Source organism: Sphingobacterium sp. UBA3519 (genome assembly GCF_002377215.1).
GTDB lineage: Bacteria > Bacteroidota > Bacteroidia > Sphingobacteriales > Sphingobacteriaceae > Sphingobacterium > Sphingobacterium multivorum.
This window is the reverse complement of record NZ_DFPI01000033.1, coordinates 117673-139767: the sequence shown is the minus strand read 5'-3', so window position 1 is coordinate 139767 and position 22095 is coordinate 117673. Positions and strand designations below refer to the sequence as shown.

At 38.5% G+C, this 22095-nt stretch carries 27 protein-coding genes; 10 read left to right on the top strand and 17 right to left on the bottom strand.

Annotated elements, in window-relative coordinates; genetic code table 11:
* Positions 1–4: 4 nt before the first annotated feature.
* From B3297_RS21055 to B3297_RS21025, 7 genes are all read left to right on the top strand, one after another.
* Positions 5–565, top strand: a complete 561-nt coding sequence (locus B3297_RS21055; protein WP_066439701.1) for a conjugal transfer protein TraO — start codon at positions 5–7, stop codon at positions 563–565.
* Between the two features lie 11 nt (positions 566–576).
* A complete protein-coding gene (locus tag B3297_RS21050; protein ID WP_066439702.1) occupies positions 577–1026 on the top strand; it encodes a DUF3872 domain-containing protein in 450 nt (149 codons plus the stop codon).
* Between the two features lie 111 nt (positions 1027–1137).
* Positions 1138–1419: a molybdenum ABC transporter permease gene (locus B3297_RS21045; RefSeq protein ID WP_066439704.1), complete on the top strand. Its 282-nt coding sequence runs from the start codon at positions 1138–1140 to the stop codon at positions 1417–1419.
* Positions 1420–1481: 62 nt separating this feature from the next.
* Positions 1482–2282 (top strand): TIGR02391 family protein, encoded by an 801-nt coding sequence (locus B3297_RS21040; protein WP_066439705.1) that lies wholly within the window; start codon positions 1482–1484, stop codon positions 2280–2282.
* A 153-nt stretch (positions 2283–2435) separates the two neighbouring features.
* Positions 2436–2747: a helix-turn-helix domain-containing protein gene (locus B3297_RS21035; protein WP_066439706.1), complete on the top strand. Its 312-nt coding sequence runs from the start codon at positions 2436–2438 to the stop codon at positions 2745–2747.
* The gene (locus B3297_RS21030; RefSeq protein WP_066439707.1) at positions 2728–3027 is read left to right on the top strand and encodes a helix-turn-helix domain-containing protein; all 300 of its coding nucleotides are present in this window, start codon (positions 2728–2730) and stop codon (positions 3025–3027) included. The genes B3297_RS21035 and B3297_RS21030 overlap by 20 nt, the downstream gene beginning before the upstream one ends.
* Before the next feature lie 274 nt (positions 3028–3301).
* Positions 3302–3751 carry a response regulator transcription factor gene (locus B3297_RS21025; protein WP_066439708.1) on the top strand — a complete coding sequence of 150 codons (450 nt, stop codon included), beginning with the start codon at positions 3302–3304 and terminating at the stop codon, positions 3749–3751.
* 278 nt (positions 3752–4029) lie between these two features.
* On the opposite strand, the gene B3297_RS21020 is transcribed toward B3297_RS21025, so the two are convergent.
* The 10 genes from B3297_RS21020 to B3297_RS20975 form a co-directional block, all read right to left on the bottom strand.
* Positions 4030–4836 carry a PRTRC system ThiF family protein gene (locus B3297_RS21020; protein WP_055133019.1) on the bottom strand — a complete coding sequence of 269 codons (807 nt, stop codon included), beginning with the start codon at positions 4834–4836 and terminating at the stop codon, positions 4030–4032.
* Positions 4836–5558, bottom strand: coding sequence for a PRTRC system protein B (locus B3297_RS21015; RefSeq protein WP_055133020.1), 723 nt, complete (start codon positions 5556–5558; stop codon positions 4836–4838). The genes B3297_RS21020 and B3297_RS21015 overlap by 1 nt, the downstream gene beginning before the upstream one ends.
* Positions 5555–6721 (bottom strand): hypothetical protein, encoded by a 1167-nt coding sequence (locus tag B3297_RS21010; protein ID WP_066439710.1) that lies wholly within the window; start codon positions 6719–6721, stop codon positions 5555–5557. The genes B3297_RS21015 and B3297_RS21010 overlap by 4 nt, the downstream gene beginning before the upstream one ends.
* Positions 6722–6738: 17 nt before the next feature.
* Entirely contained in the window at positions 6739–6957 is a 219-nt protein-coding gene (locus tag B3297_RS21005) for a PRTRC system protein C (protein WP_055133022.1), read from the bottom strand.
* Between the two features lie 18 nt (positions 6958–6975).
* Complete coding sequence (locus tag B3297_RS21000; RefSeq protein ID WP_066439711.1) at positions 6976–7584, bottom strand: PRTRC system protein E; 609 nt, start codon at positions 7582–7584, stop codon at positions 6976–6978.
* A 4-nt stretch (positions 7585–7588) separates the two neighbouring features.
* Positions 7589–7792, bottom strand: coding sequence for a hypothetical protein (locus B3297_RS20995; RefSeq protein WP_026357465.1), 204 nt, complete (start codon positions 7790–7792; stop codon positions 7589–7591).
* Positions 7793–7796: 4 nt separating this feature from the next.
* Positions 7797–8003: a hypothetical protein gene (locus B3297_RS20990; protein WP_055133024.1), complete on the bottom strand. Its 207-nt coding sequence runs from the start codon at positions 8001–8003 to the stop codon at positions 7797–7799.
* Between the two features lie 51 nt (positions 8004–8054).
* Positions 8055–9128: a DUF932 domain-containing protein gene (locus B3297_RS20985; protein WP_066439713.1), complete on the bottom strand. Its 1074-nt coding sequence runs from the start codon at positions 9126–9128 to the stop codon at positions 8055–8057.
* A 44-nt stretch (positions 9129–9172) separates the two neighbouring features.
* Positions 9173–9565, bottom strand: coding sequence for a single-stranded DNA-binding protein (locus B3297_RS20980; protein WP_066439715.1), 393 nt, complete (start codon positions 9563–9565; stop codon positions 9173–9175).
* 427 nt (positions 9566–9992) lie between these two features.
* Complete coding sequence (locus B3297_RS20975; protein WP_228378468.1) at positions 9993–11318, bottom strand: site-specific integrase; 1326 nt, start codon at positions 11316–11318, stop codon at positions 9993–9995.
* Positions 11319–11650: 332 nt separating this feature from the next.
* Between B3297_RS20975 and B3297_RS20970 the strand changes: the two genes are divergently transcribed.
* A complete protein-coding gene (locus tag B3297_RS20970) occupies positions 11651–12634 on the top strand; it encodes a type I glyceraldehyde-3-phosphate dehydrogenase (protein WP_286779454.1) in 984 nt (327 codons plus the stop codon).
* A 125-nt stretch (positions 12635–12759) separates the two neighbouring features.
* On the opposite strand, the gene B3297_RS20965 is transcribed toward B3297_RS20970, so the two are convergent.
* From B3297_RS20965 to B3297_RS20935, 7 genes are all read right to left on the bottom strand, one after another.
* On the bottom strand, positions 12760–13134 hold the full coding sequence (locus B3297_RS20965; protein WP_286754516.1) for a hypothetical protein: 375 nt from the start codon (positions 13132–13134) through the stop codon (positions 12760–12762).
* A gap of 33 nt (positions 13135–13167) precedes the next feature.
* A complete protein-coding gene (locus tag B3297_RS20960) occupies positions 13168–13917 on the bottom strand; it encodes a LytR/AlgR family response regulator transcription factor (protein WP_070568500.1) in 750 nt (249 codons plus the stop codon).
* On the bottom strand, positions 13914–15521 hold the full coding sequence (locus tag B3297_RS20955; protein WP_286779453.1) for a sensor histidine kinase: 1608 nt from the start codon (positions 15519–15521) through the stop codon (positions 13914–13916). Before B3297_RS20955 ends, B3297_RS20960 begins: the two co-directional genes overlap by 4 nt.
* Before the next feature lie 577 nt (positions 15522–16098).
* On the bottom strand, positions 16099–16539 hold the full coding sequence (locus B3297_RS20950) for a hypothetical protein (RefSeq protein ID WP_286754514.1): 441 nt from the start codon (positions 16537–16539) through the stop codon (positions 16099–16101).
* 194 nt (positions 16540–16733) lie between these two features.
* Positions 16734–18284 carry a serine hydrolase gene (locus B3297_RS20945; RefSeq protein WP_286779452.1) on the bottom strand — a complete coding sequence of 517 codons (1551 nt, stop codon included), beginning with the start codon at positions 18282–18284 and terminating at the stop codon, positions 16734–16736.
* Between the two features lie 153 nt (positions 18285–18437).
* Positions 18438–19097: a SanA/YdcF family protein gene (locus B3297_RS20940; RefSeq protein ID WP_286779451.1), complete on the bottom strand. Its 660-nt coding sequence runs from the start codon at positions 19095–19097 to the stop codon at positions 18438–18440.
* A gap of 154 nt (positions 19098–19251) precedes the next feature.
* Complete coding sequence (locus tag B3297_RS20935) at positions 19252–20277, bottom strand: endonuclease/exonuclease/phosphatase family protein (protein ID WP_286779450.1); 1026 nt, start codon at positions 20275–20277, stop codon at positions 19252–19254.
* 379 nt (positions 20278–20656) lie between these two features.
* On the opposite strand from B3297_RS20935, the gene B3297_RS20930 reads away from it, so the two are divergent.
* Together B3297_RS20930 and B3297_RS20925 are read left to right on the top strand one after the other, a co-directional pair.
* Positions 20657–21583 (top strand): hypothetical protein, encoded by a 927-nt coding sequence (locus B3297_RS20930; RefSeq protein WP_286779449.1) that lies wholly within the window; start codon positions 20657–20659, stop codon positions 21581–21583.
* Positions 21584–21598: 15 nt separating this feature from the next.
* The gene (locus tag B3297_RS20925) at positions 21599–22000 is read left to right on the top strand and encodes a luciferase family protein (protein WP_139145064.1); all 402 of its coding nucleotides are present in this window, start codon (positions 21599–21601) and stop codon (positions 21998–22000) included.
* The last annotated feature ends 95 nt before the right edge of the window (positions 22001–22095 follow it).

Below are 22095 nucleotides of genomic sequence, written 5' to 3'. Positions count from 1 at the left end.
TAATATGAAAAAGTATATCTATACCGTGATGCTCATCTTTATGGCCATCACGGTCACACAGGCACAAAGAATGTTACCTAAACAGAAAGGATTGGAAGTGAGTACGGGTGTGCTGTCCGATGATAAAATCGGTAACGATTATTACATCAATGTAGCAATGACCGTAAACGGCAAAAATGGTAACTACCAGCTTTGGGCGTTGGAATATACACACCAATACCACGATTATAAAGACCTCCGCATACCGCAGGAAACTTATACCGCAGAGGGCGGTTACAGTTTCTTCCTGTTGGGCGATGTTCGTAAGAACATCACGCTGAACTTTGGAATAACAGGCGTAGTCGGTTACGAAAGCATCAACCGTGGCGAAGCAATGTTGTATGACGGAGCGAAGATACTGAGCGAAGACAATTTTGTTTACGGAGCAGGCGGACGGCTCACATTTGAAACGTACCTGTCCGACCGTTTTGTGTTAGTCCTGCAAGGGCGTACAAAGGTTTTGTGGGGTACAGACTTGGAACAATTCCGACCGTCCGCAGGCGTGGGATTAAGGTTTAATTTTTAAAATGTAAAATGATGATAGCAATATTCAATAAATTCAGGATAGGATTAAGCTCAATATATATACTCTTGGCAATCCTCACGGCTTCGGTTACGTTGGTATCTTGTAGCAAAGACGATGAACTCGAAATACAGAACGATTTCCCTTTTGAGGTCAAAGTAATGCCTGTACCCAAAGATATTGCCAGTGGGCAGACCGTAGAGATACGGATTACCATACAGCGAACAGGCAATTACAGCAACACGCAATATTTTCTCCGCTACTTTCAATTTGACGGTCAAGGCACATTGCGGTATTATGACGAACCACCGTATTTGCCAAACGATTTGTATTCGTTGCCAACGGAGCAGTTCCGGTTGTATTACACTTCGGCATCTACCGTATCACAATCCTTTGAGGTTTGGATTTCCGATAACTTCGGTAACGAAAAGCAGTTGAGCTTTCAGTTCAACAGTAGTGATTAATACTACTTATATAAAAGCAAAACCGACTGTTACAGGTCGGTTTTTTGCTTTTCAGCTTTCGGTGTACGTTGTTTTTTGTTTAAATTTACTTGAATTATAATCTTAACGGGTATGGATACAGTTACGGCTCAATTGGTGTTTGGTATTATTGTTATCGTTATTGCGATAGTGCTTATTTATTGGATAAACCGCAGGAAATTTTATAGGCGTAATGGTATGGGTGCAGAGGGATTTTCGAGTTTTGAAGCATCTGTATTTACCCGTTTTATAGAACGTGTCGGCAAATGGATTGCATACGCTTTGATAATTCTCGGTATTGTCTGTATATGGACTTATAGCCAAATGAAAAAGGACAAAGAGAAGCAACAAGTGGAGATACCTAACTCGAAATAAGTATTTTTATGGAAATTTAGATTATATGATTTAGTATTCATAATAAAGAGGAAAATTATAAAATGACAAAATCCTTTGATGACATAACCCTACGAAATATATCTGATATTATATCAAATATACTGACACATACGAAAATTACAGAACATTTATCAGGTGCTGGTATTTCTCAATCTCAATATGGCACAAATAAAACAGACAGATTGTTTTATGCTTTAAAAGAAAGACAAGCACAAGACAGATGTGGAAATAATGTATTGGCATTTGTTGTTAGATTATTAAATCCTAAAAGATATAATTCCGAAGATGAATTTGAAAAAGATAGAACAACTATCAATGAGAAACTTGTTTATGAAGGGATAGAAATTGATAAAAGTGGACAGCCCCGACAAGTTGATAAGGCGAAAACTATTTCGGAAGCAAAAAGCAGGTCACTAAAAATCAAAGAAAAAGTACACGGAATTGGAGTTCATTCAGAAATTTTGCCTTATTGTGAAGCTGAATGGTTAAAGGAAAATTATTTTCACGCTATACTTGAAATTACGAAAAGTGTAGCAGAGAGGCTTAGGCAAAAAAGTGGCTATACTTCAGACGGAGCAGATTTAGTTGATGATTGTTTTGCGTTGGGAAAGGACAAAAGACCTATGCTTGCTTTCAATACTCTGAAAAATCAAAGCGAAGAAAGTGAACACAAAGGTTTTGGAAATTTCTGCAAAGGATTTTTTTCTATGTACAGAAATCCAAAAGCACACAACCCCAAAATATTGGAAGATACCCAACTTTCACAAATGACAGAAGTTTTGGTTGTAGCAACAATTATTCACAACAAACTTGATAACACTTATAAAACGGGGCTTAAATAAAAAAAATCGGATAGCTCAAAAGGTTATCCGATTTTTCGTTTATGGCAAAAGTAAAAAGCCAAACACTGCCTTTCAACGCCAATCAATGCAACCTTTCCCAATCCTGCAATAAGCCTTTATAAATTCGACTTCCACAGAAAAAATGAGCAAACAATGGAAGTTATTGCAATACAAAAAACCGCATTGGACGGAATGAAGAATGACCTAAGGGAACTTTTGGAAATGACCGAAAATGCCACACGAAAATATACCCCGATTTTCAAAGAGGAGCAATGGCTCGATAACCAGGAAGTGTGTTTGATGATGAACATTACCAAACGGACTTTGCAGACCTACAAGGACAAAGGCTTATTACCATATTCCAAACTGAACCGCAAGAATTATTATAAACGCTCGGACGTACAGGCTTTACTCGAAGCCGGACAGCCGTACAATACCAACGACAATGGATTTACTGACGAATGAAACGGAAGAAATCATCGCCCATCAGGAAATGATAATGCAGTTGAGAAACCGTATTGAAGAAATATTAAAAAATTACCGTCCTGTAATGAACGGAGAAATATACTTGTCGGGCGAAGATGTGTGTAGGCTGTTACATATCAGTAAACGGACTTTACAGCAATACCGTGACGATAATATCCTGCCGTATATACAAATTGGGGGTAAGATTATTTATAAGGAAACGGATATTCTGACCGTCTTAGAACAGAACTATATAACCAATGACAGACATTGCTTCTAATTAATTTGGTTCTGACTATGTTTCAACGGAAGGACTTTAGTATATTTGCTATGTAAAATATAACAATACTTAAAGTGTTTTTGCTTTAGGTCTTGGTACTGAAAACTGGTAATTTTTTGTATCCCCAAGACAATAAGTAAGAACGCTCACGTCATAGGCGTGGGCGCTCGCTTATTCGGGGATTAAGGCGTACCAGTGCCTCAGTATCGGTAAGTGTGGTTGCCTGCGCTTCTTTTTTTTGTGCAGGGCTACATCAACTCAAAAAAGTAATGATATGGAAACTGGTACAGCACAACAAAAAATTGCCCTCGCCTTTATCAATGATAAAAGCCCGATTTTGGATTTGACCTGCAACGACCTCGTTGCTTCAGGAATTGAAGTATTGTTCCGTTCTGAAAACATTGAAGACGGACTATCTCAATTACCAGCATTAAAAACACTTCCCAACATTTGTATTATTGACCTTGATTTTTACAATAAGAATGTGCTGGCACAGCTTCAAGAATTGAGAACACAATATCCAACCATTAACCTGATTGCACATAATGATATTGATGCAGAAAAAGCCGTAAAACCTCTTTTGGAAATTGGTTTTACAGGTTATTTGCTCATTGGTAGCGATACGGACGATTTTAAAAAAGCTATTGATGTTGTTACCAATGGCGGTAGATATTTTAGTGTGGGAGTAGCGGAAATTGCACAGGAATATTTCAGTAATAAGTAACGTTCCGATTATAATAGTATAAAATATCTGTTCTAATCAAGCGGCGTTCTTTTGCTTCTTTTCTTTGGTCGCTTATGTGAAAAGAAAAGAAGTCATTGCATACCTAATCATTGGGATAATGAATATCCCACACAATAATGTCGCAACCTGTTTGGTAAAAGGTAGAGAAAGGAAATTGTGTAGCGGTGCATTTTGACAAAGGGGTTGCACCGATTTGATGCAAAAAGACTGTCCCGACCATCGGGAGGATCTGTCTTTTTGCCGCCCGACTTTTCGGGTCAGGCGACTTTTATCGGGTGGGTGCGGAAATCTTTCAGATTGTGAAAAAATCCTTTGTATTCAGTCATTCCCCTGCGAAATAAGTTCCACAGCAAAGAACAACCCATTTGGGTTAATGAGGAATTGATAAACAAGTCCTGGTGTTCCAACGCTTCGGCAAGTGAGCAACTTGGCGTGTTATCCTCTTGTTCGGATTGCTTCAGCAATTCGCCAAATTCATCGGTAACAAATGGCAGGCTTGCCACCGTTTGGTATTTCTCTGAATTGGGTTGCTTTATCTCTCCGATAGTAGATAGTAGCACTTGTCCTGTATCTTGGCTGTTGCCAAAATCCAACCAATATTTCGGCTCATCTTGGTAGTGTCTGCGGTAACTTATTTCTTTAAGAATTTCAGCAACGCCAAACCTCGCCTGTACATTGTCCACACAAGTAATAGTAATGATTGCCCTTGCTTTTTCGGGTATTCTGCCAAACTTGTCCTTTTCAAATTTTACCGTTTCGGCTTTCCAATTTGTACCGATGCAACGATTGATACGGTTTATCAATGCAACCGATTTGTACAATCCTGTTTCACTTTCAAAAAAACGCTGTCTGCCTAAATTGGCACTCGTGATAACATCATCATCCCAAAGGCGGACTTGCAACCCTGCGTGTCCCAACGCTATCAAGCTCTCGTTTATTTCCATTAAAGCGGTCAATACTTTTGAGCCTGTGCCACCTGCCCCGATAAGGTTTACCGAAATTGGGTTTGTCGGATTGAGCAGATAATTGTCCGTAAAATGGATTGCTGTTTTTGCTGTATTCATCACAATAGATTTTTAAGGGTTTTGTTATTCTTTTTTAATACTTCTTTCGGAAAAGGTTTATCAGTATTGATAAGGTCTTTCCAAAGGTTTACAATGTTTTTTTTCGTGAGGTTCTCGCATAATGAATGGCTGAAATAGGAATTGAAAAAATAATGTTCCCACGCCTGTATAAATTCCTCAACCGAAGTCGAATTTTTAATGTCAATACTAACAGTACCCATACATACATTGCCCTTTTCATAGATATTGAAGAAAGGAACGTAATGCAATGGCGTTTTCTCGGTGGGTCTTCTGTCGTTTGCCAAAGCAAATACAGTAAGACTGCTTTTGCTCGCTAACCAAAGCATTGGCGGTACTTGTGCCTTTCCGTTGGGTATGCCCAAACTATCTACAAAATACAGTTGCCTTTGCTTTGATTTGGTGTACCAAAGTACCGCACCATTTTCTGCACTCTGATTGATATGCAAAATGTTTGTCGGCAAAATTCCCTTTGGCTTTAAAAAGGCTTTATTCTTTTCTTCATCGGTCTGTAAAGCCATTGATAATACGTTGGCTTCTTTTACTGTCAATGGGTGGGCATTGGTAGGCGTTCCGTTGCTATCCATATCGAAATGCTCCACGTACATTGCTGTATCTGTTCCTTTGGTTTCATAGAAAACCAAAGCGGATTTTGGATAGTACAATGTGCCGAAATCTTTGGTTATGTTGTTTATGGTGTTCATTTTTCTGTTGTTTTATAGTCATACAATAGAGTGCATAGGTCGTCCAATAAGGTAAACAGGCGGTTTTCAAAATCAAGGTTGTTTGTCTTTATTTTGCTTCCGTCAAAGGCTTTGCAAATGGTCGGTTCTTCCAATACTCCGCACTCGTTAAACTCGTTGTTGATGCTTTCTTTAAGGCTTTCATATAACCAACCTTTGGTATCGGAAATAAAAGAGATATACTTTTCCATTCCGATTGCTTCATTTTCGTAATCATCATTATAGGGGTCTTCTTCGGGCAATGGTGCATTTCTGAAAATGGTTACGTTCGGATATTCCGTATAAAGGACAAAAGCATTACAAGCTATCTGCCAACATTCCCTGTCGAATGTATCAAGGCTTTTAAATCGGCTCAAACGCTGTTCAAATACCTTTAGATTGATACGGTTAAATAGCTTTTGTTCTATATTGTCGCCAATATATTCGGCATTTCTCAACTCACTTTTATACGTTTCGGTTTCGTCTGTTTCATCATCCTGTTCTACCCAATCTTTATGCGTTTCATACAACCAATACAAATAGCTGTCTTCCTGCCTGTAATACGGTACATCGGCAATATGGTACAGATAACTGCATACCGATAAAAGTACCTGTGCGGTCTTTTTACGTTTCGGGTCTTTGAGCATTTTAAAGAGTGGTGCAATAGGAATATAATACAAGGTTGTACCTACATTATACCTTTCCTCGCTCACAAAAAAGGTTTTCTTACTATCCTGTACCAATTTGAAACTATCCCAATTTATGTTGGTACGTTTTACTTTGGTTTCCATATCCCACATAGACAATGTTATATTGTATGGAAAATCAAAATCTTTGGTCTGCATTGGCTCAATGCTGTAATGTTCAGCAAGTCGGGAAAGGGACTTGTAAAAATCCCTCTCCGTTTTCTGACAAGCCTGTACGGATTGTGCTATTTTCAGTTTAGGCAAAAACGTACACTTTAGAATACCATTGGTAGCATTGCTATTGGTACGGATTTCTGTTTGTCTTTCTGCACTTGGTTTGCGTCCTTTGGTCGTTGTAGCCAATTTGCGAACTCGCCCAACTGTCGGTGTAACTGCTGTTGTCGTTTCTGTTCGGGTATGCTGATTGTTCCCGATATGATATTGCGTTGCATAATTCATCGTTTTATAATTTTTGTTTAACCTTTCGTACCCATTACGCTTTCAAATTTGTACTCTACCGCATCATCTTTGATTTGCGGTGCGGATGCTTTTGCTGTTGTCAAAATCGGGTACATATTGGCGTAAAAATTCATTACGGCTTCCACGCTCCAACGTGGTTCTGGGTCGGTCAGTCTGATGTCCTGTCCTTTATCATTGAGGATAAATACTCGCTCTAATTGGGTTGCTAATAACATAATGGTCGTTTTTAAGTGTTAATACTGTTCTTCTTCGTCCGCTTCATCAATAGGATAATCGGCAGTAACTTCTTCCTCTTTTTGCGGTTCGGGTTTTGCTTCTTCCATTGCCCCGAAAAGGCTTGGTGTGGCAAACTTGTCGGACAATGATGTTTTACGCTTGCGTATCTCGTCCGCTTTTTCGGAGAACTCCGTTATATCGGGTACTTTCATCCACGCATCACGGAACTTGCCCTCTTTCTCCAACTCGTCAGCCTTTGCCATAGCATCTTTAAACTTCTTGTCTTTGGCTTCTTTTTCCTTTTTCTCCTTTTCGGCTTTTTCTTTCTCGATTGCCGATTGCTTTTTAACTTCTTCCAATTGCTTTAAGAATTTCTCCATATCCACCATTAAGCCCGATACCTTTTGTATAGGTGTGGTTATCTGCTCAAAAAATCCCTCGTCAAACTCTTGGGGCGTGGCGTTAAATGTCAATGGGGGAATACCGTTTTTGGCACTATCTCCGCATTGTTCGTTGTTGAGCAATACTGTTACGATTAAGTTGCTTTCTATTCCTTTTGAAATGTTCAGTTGTAAAACTCCTGTAAAGTCCAACTGCTGTATCTGATTGAAAAAATTTGTGTTCATTGTTCTAAAATTTTAAAGTTTCGTCTAATCGTTTTTTGATTGTTGTCAGTTTCTCAAACATATCCGTCCAATAGGCTTTTAGCTTTTTGTCGAACTCTGAAAAACTTTTGTCCTCGTGTCGGTACTCTTTATATTGCCTTGCCATTTTAATGGCTTCTTTAAGGTTCGTTATCTCAATGGGGCAACCGTTCAAATCTGTTACTTGCATAGCTTTATGAGTGTGGTTTTTCAGCGGTATAAACTCCATTTTCATAATAGCCAAATAGCTGTTCCCAAAGTCGTATTAGGCTATTGGTATCTACATAGAAATACTCGGTTCTACTGCAATAGATGATGTAAATAGCTTCGTCTTTGTATTGTGTTTCAAGGCTCTTGTCTTTAGCCATACTTTTTGCTTCCTCTATTGTTTTTGCTTTCATATCCGTTGTTTTATAAGGCTACCACCGATTAAGGCGGTAGCCTGTTGTTATTTAATTAAGGTTTAGGATTTCCGCACCATCTAAGGCAAAATCACTACACAATTCAAATGCTTTTTGTGATTTGAGTTGGGCAGTACCACCCAATACAATACTTTGCAACTTGGCTTCATCGTTCTTATAATTTCTTACGTTCTGATAGTAGCCTGTAACAGCGTTGTACGCTCCGAACAATGTGCCTTTGGTAGTGTCCATTTGCTGTGTATCGCTTATCATTGCATACGCAAAAGCATCCTCAACGACATTTTTGAACACGGTGGAAATTTCATCTTCCGCACCTTTTTTGATGAGGTCAAGCGTTTCCTTGTTTGGGCAAAGTGCCAACTGTATTAGCTTTCTTACCTCTCGGTCTGATACCTTTACTTTTGCCCATTCATTGAAAATGCCCTCTAATTGGTTGCTCAATGTGTTGGCAAGTCCCATAATCTTGTGAGCGTTCTCGATACGTTGTTTTGCCCCCGAAGTGTGCTTGATACGGACAACATTGGTCATACTGCGTAACGAAGCGTTTAAGGTATTTTGACAAACAATTCTGATAGGTGTAAATGCGGCTGTGATACTTCCGCTACCATCGTGCGAAGTGGTTAGGAAAATGTACTTTTCCGTAACGTCATCCCCTTTACCTACTCGGATATAGTCGGGCAATTTGGCTGTGATAAAAATGCGTTCTCCGTTGCCTAACGCTCCTGCGGTTTCATAGAGAATGCCCTCGCCACCGCCTACAATAGCATCAAAGAAATTAAAGGCTTCACGGTTCTGTACAATGTGGTAATCCTTACCAACTACGCCCAATACTGCATTGTTATCGGTGCGTATGTTGGCGAAATAGTTAGGTACTTCCAATTCGCTACTGCCTATCTCTATGCCGTTGGCAGTTTCGATAATGCCCGAACCTTTTGTAAATAGTGGGGATTTTACGACTTCGTAATCTAACCCTGCGTATTTGATAGCTTCCTCGCTTGTCGGGTATTGCTCCACGATTTGCCCTAAACCGTGCCACGCTTTTTGCTGAACGCTGAAAAATGAATAACGTCCTGTTCTCTCGTTGAAATTGATATTATGTGCCATAATGTTTAAAATTTTGATGTTAAAAAATGATTGAATACTCGTTGTTAAAATGGGAGGTCGTCATCTACTCCCTGCGTTGTAAATCCGTTACTTTCAGATTGTGCAGTAGCCTGTACGATTTCGGCTCTCCTGCCTCCTGCAAGCGGTTTGAAGTCAGAGGTATGAAAGTTCAAACCTGCCTTTGCTTCTCCGTCTTTACCTACCCACGCTCTTGTGCTTACCCTGCCAGTCAGTTCTACCAATAGACCTTTAGTGAGTATCTTCACTGCGTTCGGGGTTCTCCAATATGAGCAGTCGAAATAGGCGGTTTGCTCCACTCGTTCGCCCTGTTTGGTTTTGTAGCTGTCGTTTACCGCTACTGAAAAGTTTACTACTTGTTTTCCGTTTGACGTTGTGCGTACTTCCGCATCCCTTGTCAGTCTTCCTGTGATGTTCATAATCGTCCTGTTTTAAAAGTTTTACATTTTGTTACGTTCGCTTTTCTCGTTTCCTGCTTCCTGTTGTGGTTTGCTCCGCTTCGCTTCGCATAATTTTTTCCAAAAGAAAAACCGGAAAAAAGAAAGCAGATAATCCAGGCGGGCAATAGCGAAAACCAAGAAAAAAAATGATTTAATGGGGGTTCCTTTAGGGGGAAACCGTTCATTCATTTTTTTTATTGGTGGGTGTGTGCGGTGGCTGCCCGCTATAACTTAGCTGCCTTTTTACCGGTTGATTGTGGAAATATTCTGTTCTAATTTTTATGGAATAAATGACCAGGCTATGAGAGCCTGAAATAGAGGTTGGAATAATCGAAAAGTAAGGGCATAAAAAAAGCAGGATAGTTAAATCCTGCTTCAATCTGATAAGTAAAGAATGCACTAATTTTTAAACCATAATTTCTTCGGTATTGTAAATTTTATCTGCGTTTGTATGTTCATTCAATAATGCTATTTCTTCCCGTTCCATTTTAATAATAAACGCATCTTCCATTGCCTTAAATTTAGGCGAAACCAAATCCATATCCTTACTGATTTTTTGGCTGGTAATCTTAGCATAAATCTGTGTAGTGGAAATATTCTTATGACCCATCATTTTGCTAAGGCTTTCAAGCGGAACACCCTCGGTCAAAAACATTGTGGCGAATGTATGACGGGCGGTGTGGAATGTAACTTTCTGTTCTGTAACAATACCCGCTTCCTCAATAAGTTTACCTATATGCGTGTTGCAAGTCGCATTGGATGGCATTGGGAATACAAAATCATTTCTTGTAGCTCCACGATATTTCTCAATGATGCGTTTGGGGATTTCCAAAAGACGGACGTTGGAGGCAACATCTGATTTCTTTCTCCTGCTGATTATCCATTGGTGTCCATCAAAGAAAGACTGGATATTGCTCCATTTCAGTTTCTTAATGTCTATGTAAGAAAGCCCTGTGAAGCAACTGAAAATAAAAAGGTCTTTTACAAGTTCATATCGAGGCTTAGATGGTTTCAGGAGCATTAAGGTTTCTACATCCTCTTTTAAAAGGTAGCTGCGGTCGGTTTCTTCCATACTGATTTCATAATCCTCAAAAGGATTATCCCGTATCAAGCCTTTTTTAATAGCCAATTCTGCCAAAGCAATAACTGGCATTGTGTAAACCCAAACCGTATTATGGGTACATTCCTTATCAATGCGAAGAAAGAAATCAAACTCACGAATAAAATCAGAAGTGAGTTCCCGGAAAGCCATATCGTCCCGATGGTAACGCTCCCTTATAAATTCGCTAAGATGGTTGTAAACAGTGTTGTATTTGCTATACGTGCTTTGAGAGCGTTTTCCCTTAGCGACCATTTTTTCAAAGTCTTCATTTTGGTCTTTAAAGACTTTTAGTACGGCATCGTCCATTACACCAACACCCAAAAACGAGAGCTTTACTTTCTGTGCGGTCGCAAAACCCTCGTGCTTCAGCATATCTTCGTAAATCTTGTCGATACGACCCCGTACGTTATCCAGCTTTTGGTTAATGTTCAAAGCGGTGGCACTCTTGCCCTCAACTCTTCCGTATTTTAAATCCCAATTTTTCGGGTTAATTTCTAACTTTGTTCCCAAAGTTTTAGCTGTTCCATCAATGGTAATACGTGCCATAATCGGTGCATTACCGTTCTTTTTCAGTTCGTTCTTTTTCAGGTAGAAAAGCAGTTTGAACGTGGACTTTTTTGTCTGTTCCATAACTCAAATGTTTAATGTTTAAAATTAAATTACATTGAGTTACAAGGGAATGTAAAAAAGGGTGCAAAAGACTGAAATATAAACAGTTAAGCTATGTAGTTACCTTTATCAATCGGTAACGAATTAGTAACCTAACCTTGTGTTTTCAAGCCCAAAACCTATCAGACACCGAGTTCCAAACTAAGACTACTGTTTTATAAAGCATTGTATAGCAACGGGTTTAATCGTTTTGCTTATTTTTGCTTTTTACTAATCTTTTTTATCTAAAAAAAAGAACTTAGTCTATATATAAAAACAAAAGAAATAATATAAACAGATTTAAAAGGAATAGGATGAAAAAGATAGCAATTAATGGATTTGGTCGTATCGGACGCGCTGCCTTAAAAATAATAACAGAAACTGCCGATCTTGAGGTCGTTGGAATCAATGATCTGATGAGTATTGAAAACGCCGCATATCTGCTTAAATACGATAGTAACTATGGGAAATATGAAAAAGATGTGCGTATCGAAGGAGATACAATTGTGGTCGATGGAAAGATGGTTAAATATACAAGTATCAGGGAGATTGAAAAGTTACCTTGGAAAGATATCCAAGCGGATATCGTTATAGAGAGTACGGGTATTTTCACGAACAAAGCGGACGCTGAAAAACATTTAACCTCTGGAGCAAAATTTGTCGTCATCTCGGGTCCTACTAAAGATACACCGACAGTGGTCCATGGGGTAAATACCGAAGATGGAAGGGTTTCTGTCTTTTCGTGCGCAAGCTGTACGACAAACAATATAAGTCCAGTAATCGAAATATTAGGCAGGAGACTGGGAATAAAAAAAGCAATACTAAATACCACACACGGTTATACAGCTTCACAGGCATTGGTCGACGCTCCATCAAAAAAAGAACCGCGTATGGGACGGGCTGCAGGCATTAACCTTGCCCCCGCGGCCACGGGGGCTGCAATAGCGACGACAAAAGCACTTCCGCAATATGCCGGAAAGTTTGACGGTATAGCTGTTAGGGTACCTGTTCCAGTAGGGTCTATCTCCGATATTACCTTTATTGCAGAAAGATCCACCACAATCGAAGAGATCAACCAAATTTTGATCGAAGAATCAAAAACTGATCGTTATAAAAAGGTGCTAACGGTAACCGACGAGCCCTTGGTATCTACCGATATTATCAAAAGTCCATTTGCAGCGACAGTAGATCTAGAAATGACTCGAGTTGTCGATGGTGACCTGGTGAAAGTGATGGCTTGGTATGATAATGAATGGGGATTTACCAACCAAATGGTCAGACAAATTCAATCGATTTAGCGCGATGGGAAGGAAACACTGAACATGTAAAGGGCTATCTAAACGTTAGATAGCCCTTTTTTTATACAATTTTATACTTCTTGCAGCCCAGTCAAATAAAGTAAGCAGCATGCGTATTCAAATATTCAACTTTTAAACAAATCTTTCATTTTGTTAAAGTCCTGCTTAGGTTTTTTACAGCGATAGATCGTTAGCAGCACCCAATCTTCGCTACTTGCATAGGGACTATATAATTTTCGCACAGGAACAACTTTTTCGAAAAAAGGACAAAAGAAATCGTCACTGGTATCGTTGTAACAAATGGCAATCGCCGTTTGGGGCATACGGCCTGTCGGTGCCCAGTTATAGAAGCTACCGTGATAACAAAAGGCGTTCGGAAGTCCATATGTACTCTTCATCAGTTCGACTGCACCCTCCTGCGAGTAATGTTTGCCCCAAATAAGACAACTTGCTTTTTCATTCGGGGGTAAACTGTCGTATACTGAGCGTAATTCATGCATACCCGTTTCCCATTTTTGCAGGTCCAAGTTGTTTTACAATTGTGCCAAAGCGTTTTTTACGCGCTCACGGTTTGGTTTAGATACTGGTATTTTCTCACGGTTTGCCAATAGTAAAGTCCCGCCATCTTCCTTAAGCCAACTTTGGATATAAAAAGGGTTTATAAGGTGACTTTGGTGTGTTCGAATAAAGTTGTGTGGAATTAGTATTTCGCTGTATTCTCTTAAAGGTTTTGAAGAAATTATTTTCTCTTCATTTAGTAAGTGAAAAACGGTATATGTATCGTCTGCTTCACAACGTATAATATCGCTAATGAGTAAGTATCGAGTTTCGTTTTGAAAAGCAAGAGCTATCTTCTGAGGCACCCTCTGTTTCGATGTCAACTGCTGAATCAGAAATTCTACCCCGGGATTCTGCACTATTGTACTTACTTTTTTGCAAGCCTTTTCAACGGCCAATTTGAGCTCGTCTATATCAATGGGTTTTAGAAGATAATCTAATGCCGCATGTTTTATGGCTTGTATACCATATTGGTTGTATGCTGTAACAAAAATCACCTGAAAGTCTATTGTTTCAAAATCCTTAAGCAGGTCAAAACCTGTCTGACTCCCCATTTCTATATCAAGAAATACCAAATTGGGTCTATTATTTTTAATTAAGCTCGCTGCTTCAGTAATCGTATTTGCAATTGCCACAACTTCAACATGTGGACAATACTTAGCCAATAGCGCCTTTAAATTTTTGGTATTTGAAATTTCATCGTCCACTAAAATAGCACGTATCATAATAACCAGTTTTTAAAAATTAAAGATACGCATGTCCCCGTACTTTTAGATTCTGTATCTATGAAAATATTTGTCTCTGGATGCAATTCATTCCAAAGCTGTATACGCTCATTGGTTAACCTGATTCCTAATCCGAATGGTGTATGTGCTATATCATACCCTCGACCGTTATCCAATATAGTTATTATCATATCACTCTCCCTCCTCTCAAAATATAAGCTAACCTTTCCACGTTCCTTCAATTCTGATATCCCATGTTTTATAGCATTTTCAACCAATGGTTGTAGGAGCATTGTTGGTATTTCGATGTTATTAGGATCAAGATCCTTAACATCAATCGCATATTCAAAACCAAATCGTAGCTGTTCCATCTGAAGATAATCGGTTAAAAGATTGCGCTCATCCGTGAGTGTATTTACCGATTCACTATCCAGCACATTTCGGGTGAGACGGGCAAATTTGCTTAAATACCTATTTGCATTGTCCACATCATTGTTATTTATAAAACTCTGAATGCTAGCGAGCGAATTGAAAAGAAAATGAGGATTGAGTTGCGCCTTAATCGAGATCAGTTTAGTTTCCGATATTTTTTTATTTAAACTCTCTTCTCGGATTTTTTTTCTATTTCTTCTACGCAGTACATAAATTAGAAGAAAGCTTATAATGCTAAAGATAATAATTAATGATAGAGACCACATGATCATATCTTGCATAGAGAAAGTTCTATCAATTTGTATTTTGACATTTTGTCTAAAACTAGACGATTCCATCTCTTTCTCCGTCATATTCTCTAATTGTGGTCGAATAATGATTTCATATTCTCCAGAATTTTTGAAATTCTCCCGACCTATTGAAATATTCGGTTGCTCTATTCCATCTACAGTGTAAAAACTGTAATTCCAAGAATTACTTTTAAATACAATGTTGCCAGTTTCCTTTTCTTTTACCAATAACGAGTAAATGGAACTGTAATCATTTTTTCTAACTGCAACCTTCAGAGCTGTAACATCATTGTCCAAGATAATTTTCGATGCATCTGTTTTCATTTCAACCGCAGATCTATTTGATCTATCAATTAGCTCCCTTCCAAGAAAGATAATATCAGTTTTTGGGATCGCTGTGTTATATATAATCACGCTTCCCTGTTCTGAAGGATTTTTTTCGTTATATAAGGTTACAGAAATGGTCTTATTTCGGATCTCCGTTATTGGCAATTCTGCTATATAACCAAATAACCCATGTTTGTTAAAGGTCAGGTCCTCTAAGCGTCCGGATAACAACGTATTTTTTAAATCATCGACAACAGCAAAGCGATAGTTCTTTATGCCTGAAAGTAGTTTAGTACGAATTTTGAATTGTACCCTATTTCCATTATTGATATAAGTCAGCGCTTGGTTGCTTATGTTGGGAAACCTGTTTGCATAGCTCCTAATTTTACTCAGGCTATCGAAGGAGGCACCGATGCTTATTCCTGCAATATCTATACTCCCTAAATAATATTCTACCTTTTTGTCTATTGAATACTGTTCGACCTTGCTGCTAACCTGAGCAACAATGGGTATCCAAAAGAATATAGCGATTAGTAAAAACGTGTTTTTTTTCATGATTGTCGTTTATACTTACAAAACTCTATAATTATTAATTTTAAAAAAATGCAAAAACAGTATTACTCTCCGCTCACTTGGTAAACTATACGCCAGGATCAGGATTTAATCATTTGAGCGCTCATCACAATTACGCTCTTATATCGAAAGGTATAAACACAAAGTCGACATAGCCGGACTCTATCTTATTGTATCCGACCGCATTCGCTTTCGAGAGTCGATTTGCGATTACGTTGATCCTTAGTCGCGCCATAAATGAACCTATTAGTTGAAGCTCAGACGTGCCTGTCTTGATTCGTAGTAGCCATAACTTGACGAAAGCAATCCTGCTAGATTTTGCGAGTATTTAACTCGGTTACCTTTATATCCGGAGCGCCTATGCTGTTCTGGACATAATCATAAAGACCTCCCCTCCATAAGAAGAATTTTCCAATCAATAAGAGCTTCGGTAAAGAAGTCATTTAGGTTACAATAAGATCTGATTTTTTCACTTGGGTTACCGAGATATCACGGAGATAAGCGCCTTATACAAGTAATAAAAATAGGTATAAAAGCTTAAATATTCAAAGCGGGGAAACTACTCAGTATCAAATTGAAGGATCCCCTTCCCCTCGCGAATTGATTTATAAATACTATCCCGCAGTTTTGGATCTATGTTTTTTTGTTTAATGTATTTTAAAAAACCTGTAATGGTGTCATTATGATGATATATTCTTTCAGCACTACTCTTTTTCAATAATAATCTGTGATTACCAAGCAGATCCATTTCAGTTAATTCAATAGTTGAATGTATAGGTATTGGATCAGATAAGGTCACCTTGAAAGTTGGAACCTTTGATTTTAATAATACCCGATCCACCGTTCCTATTTTTTGATCGTTGAAATAAATATCATTGGGCATGGATGCTATTGTCTTTTCTTCTCTGAATTCCAGAAAATACTGTTTTTCCCTATCGAAATTACACCCCATCAAAAGTACGACCTCAATTAGTATTATTTTTACAGGTGAATATCTCATAATGCGTCTATAAATTATCAGGGATTAAATCTCAAATACTTAAGATTCATTAAAGTCCCCATTTTTAAATTCACCCAATCTTCTGCTTTCGTATGTCAAATACAATTTGACAGCTAATCTTTTCTGTGGCAGCTGGCTTAGGAGTGCCATCGGGGCACCTCCTTTTCATGTTATTGCTCCATACGATTGGTCGGTTACTGCGATGCAGTAACAGGACTGTGTTTACGATCAAACATAACCGGTTTTTCACTACCGTCCAACAGAATTCCTATACCTTGAATCTGACCGTCCACATCGCTAAAGAAGTTAAAGAGAAGATTACTTGGTTCAGGATCTGCTACACCATTTTTATCGACAGACCTTGGGTCAAAAACATCATAATGTCGGTGGATAAGGACAACCTTCTCATAACCGAGTTCACTGTATAGCTTGTTATCCTTAAGCCTTACCTCAATAATTCCATATGCAGGATTCTCAAAAGAACCAGTGTACTGTTTTAAGGAATGGGAAGGTTTCGTCGCTGGAATGGGCAACTTTTCTTCTTCTTTTTTAACATGACGCAGCGAATCGATTTCAGCCTTTTTTTCACCATTCCAATCGATTGGTTCCAAGCCAAAAAGGATATCCGCTATAGAATTTCTGACCACCGTAGGGACCTTAGACACGTTTTGATTGGTTAATACGACAATTCCGAGTGTATCTGTTGGAAAAAATGCCACATTCGCGGAAAATCCGTTAATATTTCCACCATGTTCTACTTGATAATGTCCTCTATAGGAGCCAATCATCCAGCCTAATCCATAATTGGAAAGGAAAACATCTTTGTGTTTGTCCGGTAAAGCGGCATCCATCACCATTTGGGAGCTCGCAGCCTCATTTATATAATTTGCAGGAAGTATTTCTTTCCCATTGAAATAACCTTGGTTGAGCCAAACCTTGAGCCAATTAGACATGTCACTAGCACTGCTATTTATGCTTCCTGCTGGCCCCATACCACTAATATTATAATAATCAATCAGTTTTATCGTGTTATCTTTGGAAAGTGTATAGGGCAAAGAAGCATCGCTGTCCCGTTGAAATGCTAAGAGATCGGTATTAGAACGAGTCATTTCTAGGGGAGTAAAAAACTTTTCCTGTATATTTTGTTCCCATGTCTTACCGCTCAATCGCTCCACAATCATTCCTTGAGCAAGGTACATAAAGTTATTATAGAACCATTTCATGCGCAGGCCTGAACTGGGTTTCATAAATCTGACCCGTGAAATCAGACTATCTCTATTTTTACTATTGAACAGAAACCAAGATAAATCATAGCGGGACAAGCCTGTCCTATGCGCCATTAGGTCTTTAACCACGATTTGATTATCCATCTCATCATTGTAAAACCGTAACGCAGGCAGTAAAGATACCGCTCTGTCCTCAAATGTCAGTTTGCCATCCGCTCTCAACAAACCTAACAATGAAGCGGTAAAAGCTTTGGAGCTCGAACCGATTGCAAAAAGCGTATTCGGTGTAACAGGTTTTTTATTCGCGAAATCACGATAGCCAAATCCCTTATTATAAATTATTTTATCGCCTTTTACAACAGCAACGGCAAAACCCGCCACATGATGATCTTTTAAAACTTGGCCGAGAACAGAATCAATTGCTTTAAATTGATCTTTCTGCCCACCTACTTTCCCAACCTGAGAAAATAGTGAAAAAGAAAACCAGGAACAAAAAATAAAGGTTAAAAGGAATTTCATATCAAATTGGAATATATACGAAAATACTTATTCAACATGATTCCCGCAAACTACTGGAGACATTGCCTTTAATTTTTTTATTCCTGGTTGTTCTTAGGAGGTTGCTGAATTTTACGATAATAATTGGTCTATCAATCCGTAAAATCTCCTAAATTATTCTTTCGTGTAATTCGATTTTCCGTTTATATCCACCTGCTGACCTAAATACTTTGGTTTTCTATTTCTCATTACATCCAAAACCGCTTTCGTTACCGATAGTTTTTCTCTAAATGCATAATATTTATATCCAGGGTAAACTCCTCGATCGGCACTATAACCGAATGATTTTATGCCTAATTTATCACCCAGATAAACACATCTATTTAGATGATATTTTTGAGATACCAAAATTGCCGTATCAACATTAAATATATATTTTGCCCGGTACATGGTCGAGTAGCTATCGAACCCAGCATAGTCAATGTAAATTTTAGCGGTATCGATGCCATTTTTCTGACAGTACAACTTCATTACGCTAAGCTCATCGTACTCGTCTCTTCCGTTGTCTCCCGACAACAATATTTTATCCACTTTGTGGTTTTTGTACAACGAAATCCCAGCATCGAGTCTATCTTTCAAATACCTACTTGGCTGATCACCATTGATGCCAGCGCCAAAAATGATGGCTACCTTGGTTCTTGGCACATCCTTAAGTTCAGTGAAAATCACCGAATCTGTTTTAGCCGTTACATTGCTATTGGTTATCACCACAACAACCAGGGCTACTACGCATAGAACGACAACCACTAAAACGAACCTTTTAATCTTTTTCATTAGCTTGATTTGTTCATGATAAACTTATCATTTTAAACACAAATTTAATAGTACAACCAATTGAAAATCGAACCAATTATAATTCGCTGCAGATAAATTATCATTCGTAGGCACTTACAGTCTTTTCGGTATATTTCATTTGGCTATTAATGCTCTAGAATTTAAACATAACCAACATCGCTTTATGATCGGTTGGCCACACGCCTTCGGGCAGCAAGAAGTTATCTTCACTATCTTTTTCCTGCTTCTGTCCATACTTTACGGTTTCTACAGGACCGACAATGTTAGCTTTTACTGGTTTCAACGGTTTTTTGCTGCGGTAATAAACATAATCGATCCGATCTCGATCATCCGCTGTGGGTGCCCATGCCAATTTCCCAATGGGAACATCCTTGTTAAAAGCAGGATAGGTAAAACCAGGATGACTGACCGGGTTGGGATATAATTGACGGAAACTATCTATAAATCCGGCTTTTTCTAATAAAACCGAACAGTCCCAAGGAACCACTGCCCCACGATGGTCGAAAAGATCTTTTGTAGCCAATGTCCAATCCAAATGTGAAGGCTCATTAAAATCACCTGCAATAATAAACGATTGTGATTGATCCTCTTTTTCTACGTCGCTCAGGATATCTTGGATAGCTTCATCACGTTTGCTTTTCCGATTAGCCTCAATAATGGTACCTACATCTGAAACAGGACGATCTAACTTCTCCCAGGTCAAACCATCGTAACCACGCGGCAAGTAGCATGCGTAATTTGTGTAGTCCAAGTGTAAAGAATAGCATACAAAAGAACGCTTTCCAATCTTGATCTTACTTTTTAAAACACCGCCCATGGTACTATCTTTTTCATAAAGCGCATGCTGTGATTCAATCGGATATTTGGAAATAAAACCGACATCCAGTTTTGCATCACTGGACTGGCCAAAATAGATTGCCCCTTTAGATTTGAGTTCCGTTAGTATACGCTGAATAAAATCTGTTCCCTTGTAATTGCGGACTTCACTAAAGAGAACGACATCTGCATGCTTGGCAATAATTTCGTCTGCTATCGCAGGAAACCCATTGGGCACAACAGTCCCCTCCTGCCAAATGTTGATCTGCAGTACTTTTACCTCATTTTTTGCCTGAGCGAAGAGTGTATGCCCCAAAAGGGCTATCACTAAAAGCAATATCATCTTTCTTAGTTTCATTGGAGTTGTCTATTTCTACTGGAAAGTATTACCGCAACGTTCTTGCCGAGAGCGGTTTCTACCATTATGTCATAAGCGAGTTTCTTACTTATTTCTGTAATAACCAAATAATTTTATCCACATTATCAACTCCAACACATTGTCGTTGACTTGCTTCATCAACTTTTTCGCGATTTGTATCGAATTCAGCAGTAGGATACATCCAACGCAACGGCATTTTTGTATTTGTAACATTTTGATCAGCTTCAATTGAATAGCATAATATTGATCAGCATACCACAATTTATTAAATAGCGAATTATTTAATACCTTAGCCACACAAAGTTTTAGCACAACCGGTTTATGAACATAAAAATCAAGTATCATGAGTTTGAAACAAACGTTTTATAAAGTACGAAGTTCTAAAACAGTTCAGGGAATTCTAATCGCCAACATTTTTGCATTTCTAATTATTGGTATGCAATCTTCATTGCTGCCCAAGGATGCAGGGGTACTTGTTTTTTCTGAGTTTGTGATTATTCCACTGTTGATGGGTATTATCATGGCTTGGTGTTGGAAAGATACTGACATGAGAGGTAAACAAATAACCGCATGTTCTATCTTGGGTGGCCTTATGGCTATCTTACTCAGCTTTATATTCCTAGGTGAGGGCATTATTTGCCTCTTAATTGTTTCACCTCTTATCTTTGGCTTTGTTATCGCAGGTGCCTTTATTGGAAGGTCAATGTTTAAAAAGAGAAATCAAAAATTGAATATAAGCGTTGTTAGCCTCTTACTTGGAATTTTTATTGTCGACTCCCTGAGCGATCATCATCATGAAAATATGGTCTCCGATGAGATCTTAATTCATGCGAGTCCAACACAAGTATGGCAACACGTGGTCGCCTTCGATCCAATATCTCAGAAGGAAAACTATTGGCTTTTTAGTATAGGAATGCCGAGCCCCATGGCTACAACGGTAAGTGAACATAAACTGGGCGCAAACCGAAAATGTATTTTTAGCAACGGGTATGTTTTCGATGAGAAGATTGTAAAATTTGACGTCAATGAAAACTTAATTTTTGATATCATTGATCAACCCAAAGACCCTGAAATCATGGGACATATCGATATCAAAAGAGGTCAATTTATATTGAAAGACAATGGAAATGGTACCACTACCCTTATTGGGAACAGTTGGTATAATCTCCATGTTTTCCCAACCTGGTACTATGACCTTTGGGCAGAAAGTATCACTAGGAATGTCCATTTCCGAGTCATGGAGCATATTAAACTTTTAAGCGAGCGATAACCTATGTTTTCTTTTGTGGTAAAAAGAGTTGGCTTTTTAAAGGATATCCCCTTATTAGCCATTCTATTTGATAGTCTCATGAGATTTTGGATGTTCATTGCCAAGCCTGAACTGCTAAATTGGATCGATGATCTGGAAGAAAATGTGAAAGGAATGCCCGGGACGACGATTGGGATACATAAATATGGTGGGACTGCGTTCAATTATTTAGGAAAGGAATTTGCACATGTCCATAGCAATGGTTTAGTGGACATTTTATTAAATAAAGAGCTAAAAAAATCATTGATGATGGAGGGAAAAATTAAGGACCACCATGTGTTTAAAAATTCAGGCTGGATCAGTTTTTATCTTCACAATAAGCAAGATGTTGCCTATGCCTGTTATCTCTTGAAAAAGGCTTACGATCGTGCTAGATAAAAACAGCAGGCTATATTCTTTTAGACAGGCTTTGTCTTCATAAAATGTTCATTCACTGCAATAATTAGCTATCGGCTCTTTATTTTGGCTATCTA